This window comes from Streptomyces sp. NBC_00443, from assembly GCF_036014175.1.
GTDB lineage: Bacteria > Actinomycetota > Actinomycetes > Streptomycetales > Streptomycetaceae > Streptomyces.
On sequence record NZ_CP107917.1, the window covers coordinates 5,670,167 to 5,683,318 of the forward strand.

Genomic DNA, 13,152 nt, shown 5'->3' on the forward strand with positions numbered 1-13,152 from the left:
GTGACTGAACTGATTCCAGCGCCGGGCCAGGTGACGGGCCGAGGCTCGCGCTTCTTCGAACTGGGCCCGGCGACAAGGGTGGCCGCGGGCGAAGGCACCGAAGGGACGGAACGCTGGCTGCGCGCCACGCTGGGTGCCGCCACCGGCCTGCCGCTGGCGCCAGGGCGGGAGGACGAGGACGACGTCATCCGCCTGTCCATCGACCCGCTGGTCACCAAGGACCTGGGCGAAGAGGGCTACCGCCTCGCCGTCACACCCGAAGCCGTCCAGCTCGCGGGCGGCGGCCCCGCCGGTCTCTTCTGGGGCGCCCAGACGCTACGGCAACTGCTCGGCCCCGACGCCCACCGCCGGGCCCCGCTGCCCGGCCGGCAGTGGCAGCTGCAGGAGATCCAGGTCCAGGACGCCCCCCGATTCCACTGGCGCGGCCTCATGCTCGACGTCTCCCGGCACTTCATGCCCAAGGACGGCGTCCTGCGTTACCTCGACCTGATGGCCGCCCACAAACTCAACGTCTTCCACTTCCATCTGACGGACGACCAGGGCTGGCGCGTCGAGATCAGGAAGTACCCCCGGCTCACCGAGGTCGGCTCCTGGCGGACGCGTACCAAATTCGGCCACCGGGCCTCCCCGCTGTGGGACGACAGGCCGCACGGTGGCCACTACACCCAGGACGACATCCGCGAGATCGTCGCGTACGCCGCCGAGCGGCATATCACCGTCGTCCCCGAAATCGACGTACCCGGCCACTCGCAGGCCGCGATCGCCGCGTACCCGGAACTCGGCAACACCGACGTCATCGACACCTCCGCACTCACCGTCTGGGACACCTGGGGGATCAATCCGAACGTACTCGCCCCCACTGACAACACCCTGCGCTTCTACGAGGGGGTGTTCGAGGAACTCCTGGAGCTGTTCCCCTCCGAGTTCATTCATGTCGGGGGTGACGAATGCCTCAAGGACCAGTGGCGGCAGTCACCGACCGCGCAGGAGCGCATCAGGGAACTCGGGCTGAAGGACGAGGACGAGCTCCAGGCCTGGTTCATCGGCCACTTCGACAAGTGGCTGGCCGCGCGCGGGCGCAGGCTGATCGGCTGGGACGAGATCCTGGAGGGCGGGCTTGCGGAGGGCGCGGCCGTGTCGTCCTGGCGCGGGTACGCGGGCGGCATCGCGGCGGCCCGCGCGGGCCACGACGTCGTCATGTGCCCCGAGCAGCAGGTGTACCTGGACCACCGTCAGGACGGGGGCGCCGACGAGCCGGTGCCGATCGGGTACGTCCGCACCCTGGAGGACGTCTATCGGTTCGAGCCCGTTCCCGCGGAGTTGACGCCGGACGAGGCCCGGCATGTGCTCGGCACACAGGCCAACGTGTGGACCGAGGTGATGGAGGACCCCGCGCGCGTGGACTACCAGACCTTCCCGCGCCTCGCCGCCTTCGCTGAGGTCGCCTGGAGCAGCCTCCCGGCCCCGGCGGAACGGGACTTCGCCGACTTCGAGCGGCGGATGACCGCCCACTACGGGCGACTTGACGCCCTGGGAGTCGCGTACCGCCCGTCGGCCGGCCCGCGGCCGTGGCAGCGGCGCCCCGGGGTCCTCGGCCGCCCGATCGACGGCCCGCCCCCGAACAGGTAATTGAAAAAAACCGGCAAGGTGTCACCGAAGAGTGTCAATCGGTACTCACCGGTGATGCCGTGCGAAAACGGACCATCTCACCGATGAGGTGGGCGAATGCCTCCTAGCGGACCCGTGTCCTCGGGTCCTGCGAAGATGTGCCAGAGTTGCCACGTCCGCCCTGTCAGCACGTACCGTACGGCAGCACAGGTGGGACCAGGTGGGGCAGCGGGAAGGGGCAGCCGGTTTGACCACGCACGCACCGCAGGCGGCGCAGTCCGTCACGCTGCCCACGACGCTGGACGAGGCCGTGACGGCACTGGCCGCCATGCCCGCCGCCGTGCCCGTCGCGGGCGGCACCGACCTCATGGCCGCCGTCAACTCCGGGCAGCTCAGGCCCGCCGCGCTGGTCGGCCTCGGCAAGATCAGCGAGATCCGCGGCTGGCAGTACCAGGACGGACACGCCCTGCTGGGAGCGGGCCTCACGCACGCGCGTATGGGCCGCCCCGACTTCGCCGCCCTGATCCCGGCGCTCGCCGCCGCCGCGCGTGCCGCGGGCCCGCCGCAGATCCGCAACGCGGGCACCCTGGGCGGCAACATCGCCTCGGCCTCCCCGACCGGTGACGCCCTGCCGGTCCTCGCCGCACTCGAAGCGACCCTGGTCATCGCGGGCCCGGGCGGAGCCCGCCGGGAGATCCCGGTGTCGCACCTGCTGGCCGGCATGGAGATGCTGCGCGCCGGCGAACTCATCGGCTACGTGCGCGTGCCGCTGCTGCACGCCCCGCAGGTCTTCCTCAAGGCCACCGGCCGCACCGGCCCGGGGCGCGCCATGGCGTCCGTCGCCGTCGTCCTCGACCCCGCCCGGCGCGGCATCAGGTGCGCGGTGGGCGCCATAGCGCCGATGCCGCTCAGGCCGCTGGACGCCGAGCACTGGGTCTCCCAGCTGATCGACTGGGACAACAACCGCGCGATCGTCCCCGAGGCGCTGAACGCCTTCGGCGAGTACGTCTCCGCGGCCTGCATCCCGGACCCGACGCCGGCCGAGGACGGCTCCGTACCGCAGCATCCGCCCGCCGTACTGCACCTGCGGCGCACCGTCGCCGCGCTGGCCCGACGAGCACTGGGGAGGGCGCTGTCGTGACCGACGACCAGCACGGAGAAAGCACGCCCCGGGGCACGGGCCGCTGGGACCCGCTGCCCCAGGGCGACTACGACGACGGCGCCACCGCCTTCGTCAAACTCCCCGAAGGGGGCATCGACGCCCTCCTGGCCTCCTCCGACAGCCCGCTCGCCGCGCGCGGCCACGGCTATGTGCCGCCGCAGATAACGGTCACGCCGGGATCGGGCGCGGACCCGGCCGCCCCGGGCGGCTGGCCGCTCGCGGGTGTGCCCGACGGCAACGCCCAGTGGCCCGACCCCAACGCCGTACCGCAGGACGGGGGCACCGGCCAGTTCCAGTACAACCCCGGGGCCACCCAGCAGTGGAACTTCTCGGAGACCGCCGCAGGCCAGGACGCCGTAGCCGGGCCCCGGCACGACGTCACCGGGCAGTGGTCGATCCCTGTCGCCGACGGTGACCTTCCGGACGAATCGGGCGAGTTCACCACGTCGTCGCTTGTCGAGCAGTGGGGCGGCACGCCTCCGGCCACGCTGCCGGGCGGCGCGTCCGCGCCGTGGGCGACGCAGCCGACCGGGCAGCCGTGGGCACCGCACGCCGATGCCGCTGCGGCGACCGGGGAAGCGGTGGAAGCCGGGCCCGCGGCCGGGCACCCGACGGGCGCCGGGCACGTGCCCGGGCGACCGGGGGACCCCGGGGCGTACTCCGGCGACCAGCACGGCGAGCGGCCTGGCGCGCACCTGCAGGGCCAGCGCACCGGCGGCGCACCCGACTTCGGCGCCGAGCCGCCCGCCCAGGACTCCGCCGAAAGCGCTTCAGAGGCCCCCCAGGCCGCTTCCGGGCCCGCCGACCCCGCCACGGACACCCGGGGCTCCGCAGAGGCCGCAGAGGGCCCGGCAGAGGCTTCCGCCGCGTCCGCGCCGGCCGAGGGGGGCCACTCCGACGCCGAGGCCGCGCAGGAGCCCGAGCAGGCCGCCGACTCCGACGACGCACCGGCCCCCTCCGGCGAGGAACACCCCCTCGCCTCCTACGTGCTGCGCGTCAACGGCGCCGACCGGCCCGTCTCGGACGCCTGGATCGGCGAGTCGCTGCTCTACGTGCTGCGTGAGCGGCTCGGCCTCGCGGGCGCCAAGGACGGCTGCTCGCAGGGCGAGTGCGGGGCGTGCAACGTACAGGTCGACGGACGGCTCGTGGCGTCCTGCCTGGTGCCCGCCGTCACCGCCGCCGGCAGCGAGGTCCGTACCGTCGAGGGCCTGGCCGCCGACGGGCAGCCCTCCGACGTGCAGCGCGCGCTCGCGCGGTGCGGCGCGGTGCAGTGCGGCTTCTGCGTGCCCGGCATGGCGATGACCGTGCACGACCTCCTGGAGGGCAACCCGGCCCCGAGCGAGCTGGAGACCCGCCAGGCGCTGTGCGGCAACCTGTGCCGCTGCTCCGGCTACCGGGGCGTGGTGGAGGCCGTCAAGGAGGTCGTCGCGGAACGCGAGGCGCACTCGGCGGCCGACGACGCCGAACGGGACGGCGACGAGCCGCGTATCCCTCATCAGGCAGGCCCGGGAGCCGGCGGCGTCCACCGCTCGGCCTTCGAGGCCCCCGGTGCCATGGGACCGCATGACCAGGCGTACGGCCAGGACGGAGGCCAGGCGTGAGCAACGAAGCCGCCACCGCGACCACAGCCGCGGAGGCAGCCCCCGCCCCCGATCAGATCCCGCACGGCCTCGGCGCCTCCCTGCCGGCCGCCGACGCCCGTGCCAAGACCGAGGGCACCTTCCCGTACGCGGCCGACCTGTGGGCCGAGGGCCTGCTGTGGGCGGCCGTACTGCGCTCGCCGCACCCACACGCGCGCATCACGTCCATCGACACCACCCACGCGCGCGAGATGCCCGGCGTCCGGGCCGTCGTCACGCACGAGGACGTGCCGGGCAGCCCGCTGCTGGGCCGTGGCAGGGCCGACCGCCCGGTCTTCGCCTCCGAGGTCGTACGCCACCACGGTGAGCCCATCGCCGCTGTCGCCGCCGACCACCCGGACACCGCGCGCCTGGCCGCCGCGGCCGTCATCGTCGAGTACGAGGTGCTCGACCCGGTGACAGACCCCGAGCAGGCCTTCGAGGCCGAGCCGCTGCACCCCGACGGCAACCTGATCCGCCACATCCCGCTGCGCCACGGCGACCCCGACGCGGCCGGCGACATCGTCGTCGAGGGCCTGTACCGCATCGGCCGCCAGGACCCGGCCCCCATCGGCGCCGAGGCGGGACTCGCGGTACCGCGCCCCGACGGCGGCGTGGAGCTCTACCTCGCCTCCACCGACCCGCACACCGACCGCGACCGCGCCGCCGCCTGCTACGGCCTGGAACCCGAGCGCGTCAAGGTCGTCGTCACCGGCGTCCCCGGTGCCACCGCCGACCGCGAGGACCAGGGCTTCCAGCTCCCGCTCGGCCTGCTGGCGCTCAGGACCGGCTGCCCGGTGAAGCTGACGGCCACGCGCGAGGAGTCCTTCCTCGGTCACACGCACCGGCATCCCACCCTGCTGCGGTACCGCCACCACGCGGACGCCGAGGGCAGGTTGGTGAAGGTCGAGGCGCAGATCCTGCTGGACGCGGGCGCGTACGCCGACACGTCCTCCGAGGCCCTGGCCGCCGCGGTCGCCTTCGCCTGCGGCCCGTACGTCGTCCCGAACGCCTTCATCGAGGGCTGGGCCGTACGCACCAACAACCCGCCTTCCGGCCACGTACGCGGCGAGGGCGCCATGCAGGTGTGCGCCGCCTACGAGGCGCAGATGGACAAGCTGGCCAAGAAGCTCGGCGTCGACCCGGCCGAACTGCGCCTGCGCAACGCGCTGGCGACGGGTGACGTACTCCCGACGGGCCAGACCGTGACATGCCCCGCGCCCGTCGCGGAACTGCTCCAGGCCGTACAGGACCACCCCCTGCCGGCGCTTCCCAAGGACACGCCCGAGGACGAGTGGCTGCTGCCCGGCGGCCCCGAGGGCGCGGGCGAACCCGGCGCCGTGCGACGGGGCGTGGGCTACGGCCTGGGCATGGTGCACATGCTCGGCGCCGAGGGCGCGGACGAGGTCTCCACGGCGACCGTGAAGGTCCACGACGGCGTGGCGACGGTGCTGTGCGCGGCCGTCGAGACGGGCCAGGGCTTCGCGACGCTGGCCCGGCAGATCGTCCAGGACACGCTGGGCATCGACGAGGTGCACGTGGCGCCCGTGGACACCGACCAGCCCCCGGCGGGCGCGGGCTGCCGCGGCCGTCACACCTGGGTGTCGGGCGGCGCGGTGGAACGGGCCGCGAAGATGGTCCGTACGCAGCTGCTGCAGCCTCTGGCGCACAAGTTCGGCATGTCCACGGAGCTGCTCCAGATCACGGACGGCAAGATCACGTCGTACGACGGAGTCCTGTCGACCACCGTCACCGAGGCGTTGGACGGCAAGGAACTGTGGGCGACGGCCCAGTGCCGCCCGCACCCGACCGAACCGCTCGACGACGCCGGCCAGGGCGACGCCTTCGTGGGCATGGCCTTCTGCGCGATCCGCGCGGTCGTCGACGTCGACATCGAACTGGGCTCGGTCCGCGTGGTCGAGCTGGCGCTCGCCCAGGACGTCGGCCGGGTGCTCAACCCGGCCCAGCTGGAGGCGCGCATCGAGGCGGGCGTGACGCAGGGCGTGGGCATAGCGCTCACGGAGAACCTGCGCTCCGCGCGCGGCCTGATCCGCCACCCCGACCTCACGGGCTACTCCCTGCCGACGGCCCTGGACGCCCCCGACATCCGGATCGTGAAGCTGGTCGAGGAGCGGGACGTGGTCGCGCCCTTCGGCGCGAAGGCGGTGAGCGCGGTACCGGTGGTGACCTCCCCGGCGGCCATCGCGTCGGCCGTACGCGCCGCGACGGGCCGCCCGGTCAACCGCCTCCCGATCCGGCCGCAGGCGGCGGTGGTGACCGGCCAGTGAGCCGGCTCCGCCTGTCGTGCCGACCGTCGTGCCCACTGCACTGAGGGGCGGGGCGGCGGGGCCGGCCCTCGCCGCGGATCGCTACTGCGGGCGGCCTGCCCGGAGTTGAGTGCGCGGGTGACCGGTGCGGTGATTCTCGTCGTAACGGAATGCGGGTGAAGGGAACGCGCGAGGGTGGGCCGAGCGTCTACTGATGTGAAGCGCTGTCATGGGCCCGGCTGATCCGGGGGCGTTGTCAGTGGTGGCGCGTAGTGTTCTGGGCAGTGGGGACGACGGCCGGGGCCGGCGGGCCGGTCGGTCGGCCGTGTCGTGCCCGGGGGTGGTGGGAAAGCGCATGCGGGGGAGCCATGAGCACGACGATCACGACGCACGCCGGTGATACGGCGATCATTCTGAGCGAGGTCGCGCTCGATCCGTACGTCACGCACGCGTCGACGCGGCGCTGGCTGACGGGACCCGGACTGCCGGGCGGCAGCGGGGTGTTGGGCTTCGCAGAGCTGTGCCGGGACGGCCTGCGGACGGTGGCGGACTCGACCGGCGATCCGGCGGGCCGGCTGGCGGCGGAGCTGCGGGACCAGCTGGTGATAGGCGGACTCCTGGGCCCCGGTGGCCTGGAGACGGAGTCGGTCCTGCTGGACGGCGCCACAGGCGAGGTCTCGACGACGTACTTCCTGCACGACCGCCCCGACCTGATGGACCGCCGCGCACTGGCACCGTCGCTGCGGACACTGGTCCGGTTCGCCGAGGCGACGGACGAACTGGCCGGCCTGCGTGGCCAGTTCGCCTCCTACGTCGGCCGCTACGGCCCGCAGGCGGCGGCGGACGCGTCCCGGCACCTGCTGGCCGTGTTCGAGGAGGGCGCGGACGGCGAGCCGGCGCCGTTCTGGAAGATGGCCGCCCTGATCCGTCCCCTGGCACTCGTCGCGGGCCGCGCCGGGCATTCGGGCCTCGCCCTGGACCTGCCCCGGCGCCTCCTGGACCAGGAGTTCGGCCAGGGCAAGGTGGTGCGCTTCGAGGAGGTCGACTTCCCCGCCACGCTCACGCACGAGCCGACGCGCCGCTTCCTGCGCGAGGTGGGCCTGCCGGAGGACGGCTTCCTGTTCTCCCTCGACACCGATGCGCCGCTGCAGACGCTGGCCGAGTACTACGCCGACGACGAGTGCTCGGCGGAACTGCCCCTCGGGGCCGCCCATTTGATACGTCTCGGCCATCTCGTCGAGGACAACAGCCTGGTCATCGACGGCACGACGGGCGCGGTCCTGAACTGGAGCGAGCCCGAGGCGAGACTGTTCCCCCTGAACACGGACGTGTCCACCCTCGCCTTCACGCTCTGGCTGCTGCACCGCGAGCAGGCGATCGACGAGCAGTCGGGCCACGCCCTGACGACCGACACCTACGACCAGCTGGCCATGACCATGCTCCAAGTCCTCTCGACGGTCGACCCGACCGGCGTCAGGGCGGCGGGTGGGGACGGCCGGCACTACTGGACCGAGGTGTTCCAGGACGAGTCGAGCGGGGTGCTGGAGTCGGTGGGCGGGGCGTGGTGAGGCACGCGACGCGGGGCTGGGCGGCCGGCTGATCACCGAGACCCTGGCAAGGGCCGGCCTTCTCCAGACCCACGTCGCGCGGACGACGCCGTATCCCTGAGGTGTCGTCAGGAGGCCTTGCCGACGGAGCGACGACGGCGTACGGCCAGGACCAGGACACCGCCGAGTGCCGCGGCGGCGGCTGCGGCGCCGGCGATGAGCGGGGTGCCGTCGGAGCCGGTGCTCGCCAGGTTGCCGTTCACGGATCCGGTGGAGCCGCCCGTCGAGGTGCCGGCCGACGTGGAGCCGGTGCTGCCTGAGCCGCCCGTGCTGCCGTTGCCGCCCGTGGACTGACCCTCGGGGTCGTTGCCGGCCGTGGTGGAGCCGCCGTCCGTGGAACCGCCGCCGGTGGAGGAGCCGCCGGACGTGGCCGGGCCGGGCTCGTTGTCGGTCGGGATGGCGATGCGGATCTTGGCCTTGTCGTTGGCGGGGTTCTTGTCGAAGGCCGGGTGGATGTCGTAGACGGAGGTCGCCTTCACCTCGCCGGTGGTGGTCCGGGCGTCGTCCTCGACGTTCAGCATGAAGGTGAAGGAGAGGGACTCACCGACCTCGATGGTGTGGTCGGCGGGCCAGCAGACGTACGTGGACTTGCCCGGGGTCCCGGCGGGCCCGGACGGACCGTCGATCCCGAACGGTGCGCAGTCCTCGGGCACTTCGGCGGCGACCGTGTCCTTCGGGATCCGCACCATGAGTGCCGGCTGGTCGTCGCTCTCCTGGTTCTGGATCCAGCCGGGGCCGTCGTTGCGGAGCTGGACCGTGACGGACTGCTTGTCGCCCGCGAGGGCCTCCGTGTCCTCGCCGACGGCGACGAGGTCGGCAGTGCTGTCCGCGGTCAGGGTCAGGCGCCGGTTGCTGTCGTCGAACCCTTCTCCCGGGGCCTCACCGGTGGCCGAAGTGCCGTACTCGACGGCCTCCATCAGGGCGTGGGGCAATGCCTTGAACCGTACGGGCGTCTCGACGGAGGCGCCGGGTTCGATGACGGTGTCGAGCTCGCAGAGCGCCTGGCGGACCTTGTCCCCGACGGTCGAGTAGGTGCAGCCCTCGACGGCCCCCGGGAAGTCGAGCCCCCGGGTCAGCCGGATCCGGAAGGTGACGCCGTCCGCGGCCGCGGTGCCCTTGTTGGTGATGACGACCTTCTCGTCGTACACCTCGCCGGGCTTGGGAGACGTACTCGGCAGACTCGAGATCACCAGGGAGGGCTCACCTTCCTCGGCATATGCCGCAGGAGCGACGACTGCGGGAAGCGCCGCGACGGCGGCGGCAGCGGCCACGAGGGCCGCCGAGTGACGGATGTGCGAGGGGCGGATGCGCTGGCGCACGGATAGGGTCTCCTCGTGGGGCAGGAAGTACGGCGACCGGAGAGTTTGCCCTCCAGTCATGTACTGGACACCTTTAGGGCGCCTGGGGTTGCGCTGTCCGTACGAGGAACTGTCACGGGAGCACGAGGAATCGTCTGTATTGGGCAGGCTGGGCAGGCTTTCTCCTGTCGCAAGTACTCGGGCTCAGCTGAGTACATGAGCCCTGTTCGCGCGAGGGGCGAGCCGCAACGCTTGGCCCATGCGCCAAGGACTACTGAGACCCACCCCCTCCCTGCTGCCGGCCCTCGTGACGGCCGGCATATCGCTCGCGGGGTGGGCCGCCTGGCTGGGCTGGGACCAGCACCGCGACATACACCCGGACGGCACGACGACCGGTCCGTACGAGGCTTGGCAGGTGATCGGCCTGGTGCTGACCCTGCTGGTGCCGGTGTACTGGGCGGCGTCCCGGCACCACGGCACGGCCGCCGTGCTCGGCCCCACGATCGGCCTGACCGTCGCAGCCTTCCACGACTGGTCGGACGACGCCTCGGGCCTGTACATGATCGGTGTGATCATGGTCATGGCGGGGAGCCTCGCCGCGACTGCCGCGGTTTCCGCAGTGATCGGAGCCATGTCCAGGGGCGGACGGCGAGCCGCGCACTGAGGCCGGCGAGGGCGACGGCGAGGGGGTGGAGGTGGAGGTGGAGGTGGAGGCCGTGGCGGGATTCGAACCCGTGTAACTCGCTTTGCAGGTTTGTCCGGGCTGGTCAGGGCTGATCCGAGTTCGTTCGGCGGTATTCAGGCCCGTACGGATGTTGGGCTCGCAGGGGCCCGGCGTACGGTCTTGAACGGGCGCGTACGGCGACGATCGAGACGGAAACTGAGACGGAGCCAGGGCCTTGATCTGGACGATGCCTGACCGGAACGGCCGGCCGGTGGGCACTGAAACGAGCTACGCGCTGCACTGCCTCCTAGCGTCGGTGTGCTTGGGACACCAGCGCTAGTAGCTCTCGTCAAGGTTGCGGCTGTGCGTTGCCCGTCCATGCCGGGGCCGCCATCCACGCCAGTAGCGGGTGTTACAGCGATTACACAGCGGTGCGCGTACAAAGCCGTGCGTGTGGCAGTGGTCCCACACGCTCGCACACGGTCATGCAGCTTGCATACATGAACTGCGCAGCAGTCGGCCAGTTCCATCGGCCCTCGCGGTCGACGCGGTAGCGCTCACCCACCAGTTGGCCGTCGTACACCACGGCGTTCGCGTCGCTGCCTCTCGCGCCGTAGACGACCGCGGTGCGGGTGCACTCGCCTTGCTCGGCAACCACCGCACCCCCGACCCGTTCGAACCAGCCGGTGGCCGGCCGTGATGTGCCCCGAGGCACGAGCAGTGGCATTCAGCCCCCGTCGCCTCCAAACACGTGCTAAGGGATGTCCCACAAATCGAAGGTCGGTGGCCAGTTGGCGAGAGGGTTGAGGGGAGGGGCGAGGGTGAAGGTTGGGAGGTGGCCACTCAGTCCCAGCGCATGTCGATGCGCCCAGCGAAGTTGTCATACCCGGCACGCTCGAATGCCCGGGCCATCGGTTGGTTTCCCAGATCGGTGTCTGCGGTGACGCGTTCGGCGCCCTGGGCAGCCAGCAGGTGGGTCCCTTCGGCGAGCAGGTCGTTGACGAAGCCCTGGCCTCGGTGGCCGTCGATCACGCCGAGGTAGGCGATCACGAAGCCGTTCGGGCTTTGCGCCGGAACAACCAAGCCGATTGGTTCGCCGTCCGGGCGGACCCCGATCCGCCACCATGCACGCGGACTGGGATAGCTCAGCAGTTCGTCGTGGTACTGCACGCGTGCATAGTCGTTGGCTGAGGAACGGGCGACGTCGGCCTGGCTGTAGGCATCCAGTGTGCCCGGAAGGATGCGAGTGAGAAGATCGATCGCTTCCTCATCGCTGCTGACCGGGCGGAAGGTCAGGCTGCCACGGTGTGAAGGCACTGGTGTGCTGGACGTCCAGCGATAGCGGAGCCTCTCGACGAAAATCTTGCCGCCGGTGCGCTCCACCACCTCTATCCGGTCTTTGATGCGACGTTCCGTGGTGGAGTCGTCTCTCCAATTCGCCAGGAGGGGCTGGAGAACGTACGGGGGCGGCAGGGTGCCCGCAGGGAAGAGCGCGGTGAGGGCGGTGCGCAGAAGATGCGCGCCGATGTCTGTCCGGAGCGGGTCGCCGTGGGCGTCGTCGATGTCGAGGGTTTCCATGACTTCGGGCCTGATGCCGCTGCGGGACCACCAGCCGACCCGTGCCACCGGTCGGCCGTCTCGTAGGGCCAGCCACATCCAGTCGGCGCTGCAGTGTCCGTTCTGGAGATCTTCTGCGAGACGGTCGTTGTAGGGGCCAGGCAGAGCATTGAAGAGTTTGATCTCCTCCAGACCGGTAATGGGGCGGAAGATCAGGTCACTTGTCACGTAAGGCTCCATAGGCAGCGAGGTTGAGTACCTGTACCAGGTGCACGACGCCGTCCCTTCACTCCTCCTGCCTGCTCGGCGACCGGGCCGCGGACCCGACTCGCCGCTACTTGGCCGGCGGGGGCAACACGCGAGACGGCGTGGGACCCTGCCGTGGAGGTATAGACGATCAACGTCGCATCCGCATGCGATTTAAGTGCCTTGCCAGATGCGATGATCACCAGTCATGGCCGGAGTGATCACGGCGTCGGAGCCTTCCTGGATAGCCCTCTTCAGCAGACTGAGTCCGCGTCAGCTCGGTAAGCTTGTCGCTGCATTACGCCGCGAGGGTGCAGACCGTGTTCGCAGGGGCCGATCATGGAGCTTGCCGCTGGAGGATCGGGTCCTGCTGGTCGCCGCTTACTGGCGGACGAACCTGACGCTGCGGCAGCTCGCCCCGCTCTTCGGGATCTCAAAGTCGGCCGCCGGCCGCATCATCGACCATGTCGCCCCGTCACTTGCCCTGCAGCCTCGCCAACGGTTCCGTAAGAACAGCGTGCTGATCGTGGACGGCACGCTGGTCCCCACCCGTGACCACGCGGTCGCCGAGCAGTCCAAGAACTACAGGTACTCGACCAACCACCAGGTCGTCATCGACGCCGACACACGACTCGTCGTCTCCGTTGGCCAGCCAGTTCCGGGCAACCGCAACGACTGCAAGGCCTGGGAGCTCTCTGGAGCCCGAGCCACCGTGGGCAAGACCACGGTGATCGCCGACGGCGGCTACCGAGGCACCGGCTTGATCATTCCACACCGCCGCGAACCCTTCCAGGCCGAACTCCCGGCCTGGAAGGAGGAGCACAATGCCTCTCACCGCAAGGTCCGTGCCCGCATCGAGCACACCTTTGCTCGGATGAAGACCTGGAAGATTCTCCGTGATTGCCGTCTGAAGAGTGACGGTGTCCACCAAGCCATGCTGGGCATCGCCCGTCTACACAACCTCACCCTCACGGGATGAAGAAGGAACGAGTAGATCGCCCAACACACCTGAGATCATTAGCGGGACAGCTCTTAGTGCACTTCGACAGCCTCGACATATCTCGATAGAGCACGATGAACCCGTACCGGTCGACCGCCGCAGTAACCAGCCGTACGAGACTGCT

Annotated in this window: 10 protein-coding genes; 7 read left to right on the top strand and 3 right to left on the bottom strand. The window is 71.0% G+C overall.

The window, feature by feature from the left end; translation table 11 throughout:
- From OHO27_RS25680 to OHO27_RS25700, 5 genes are all read left to right on the top strand, one after another.
- Positions 1-1,629, top strand: a complete 1,629-nt coding sequence (locus OHO27_RS25680; protein WP_328427335.1) for a beta-N-acetylhexosaminidase — start codon at positions 1-3, stop codon at positions 1,627-1,629.
- A gap of 226 nt (positions 1,630-1,855) precedes the next feature.
- Positions 1,856-2,749, top strand: coding sequence for an FAD binding domain-containing protein (locus OHO27_RS25685; protein WP_328427336.1), 894 nt, complete (start codon positions 1,856-1,858; stop codon positions 2,747-2,749).
- On the top strand, positions 2,746-4,371 hold the full coding sequence (locus OHO27_RS25690; RefSeq protein ID WP_328427337.1) for a 2Fe-2S iron-sulfur cluster-binding protein: 1,626 nt from the start codon (positions 2,746-2,748) through the stop codon (positions 4,369-4,371). The genes OHO27_RS25685 and OHO27_RS25690 overlap by 4 nt, the downstream gene beginning before the upstream one ends.
- A complete protein-coding gene (locus OHO27_RS25695) occupies positions 4,368-6,677 on the top strand; it encodes a xanthine dehydrogenase family protein molybdopterin-binding subunit (RefSeq protein ID WP_328427338.1) in 2,310 nt (769 codons plus the stop codon). Before OHO27_RS25690 ends, OHO27_RS25695 begins: the two co-directional genes overlap by 4 nt.
- A 347-nt stretch (positions 6,678-7,024) precedes the next feature.
- Positions 7,025-8,224: an SUKH-4 family immunity protein gene (locus OHO27_RS25700; protein ID WP_328427339.1), complete on the top strand. Its 1,200-nt coding sequence runs from the start codon at positions 7,025-7,027 to the stop codon at positions 8,222-8,224.
- A gap of 107 nt (positions 8,225-8,331) precedes the next feature.
- Here the strand turns inward: OHO27_RS25700 and OHO27_RS25705 are convergent, their stop codons facing one another.
- A complete protein-coding gene (locus tag OHO27_RS25705) occupies positions 8,332-9,582 on the bottom strand; it encodes an LPXTG cell wall anchor domain-containing protein (protein WP_328427340.1) in 1,251 nt (416 codons plus the stop codon).
- Between the two features lie 238 nt (positions 9,583-9,820).
- Between OHO27_RS25705 and OHO27_RS25710 the strand changes: the two genes are divergently transcribed.
- Positions 9,821-10,225 carry a hypothetical protein gene (locus tag OHO27_RS25710; RefSeq protein ID WP_328427341.1) on the top strand — a complete coding sequence of 135 codons (405 nt, stop codon included), beginning with the start codon at positions 9,821-9,823 and terminating at the stop codon, positions 10,223-10,225.
- Positions 10,226-10,561: 336 nt separating this feature from the next.
- On the opposite strand, the gene OHO27_RS43185 is transcribed toward OHO27_RS25710, so the two are convergent.
- Complete coding sequence (locus OHO27_RS43185) at positions 10,562-10,696, bottom strand: endonuclease domain-containing protein (RefSeq protein WP_443059594.1); 135 nt, start codon at positions 10,694-10,696, stop codon at positions 10,562-10,564.
- Positions 10,697-11,068: 372 nt separating this feature from the next.
- A complete protein-coding gene (locus OHO27_RS25715; protein ID WP_328427342.1) occupies positions 11,069-12,010 on the bottom strand; it encodes a GNAT family N-acetyltransferase in 942 nt (313 codons plus the stop codon).
- A gap of 226 nt (positions 12,011-12,236) precedes the next feature.
- On the opposite strand from OHO27_RS25715, the gene OHO27_RS25720 reads away from it, so the two are divergent.
- Positions 12,237-13,007 carry a transposase gene (locus tag OHO27_RS25720; protein ID WP_328427343.1) on the top strand — a complete coding sequence of 257 codons (771 nt, stop codon included), beginning with the start codon at positions 12,237-12,239 and terminating at the stop codon, positions 13,005-13,007.
- The last annotated feature ends 145 nt before the right edge of the window (positions 13,008-13,152 follow it).

What these genes read in the sequence shown, in the direction of transcription:
- OHO27_RS25700 (WP_328427339.1), top strand. Translation starts at nt 7,025, where the DNA reads ATGAGCACGACGATCACGACGCACGCCGGTGATACGGCGATCATTCTG.
- OHO27_RS25710 (WP_328427341.1), top strand. Translation starts at nt 9,821, where the DNA reads ATGCGCCAAGGACTACTGAGACCCACCCCCTCCCTGCTGCCGGCCCTC.
- OHO27_RS25720 (WP_328427343.1), top strand. Translation starts at nt 12,237, where the DNA reads ATGGCCGGAGTGATCACGGCGTCGGAGCCTTCCTGGATAGCCCTCTTC.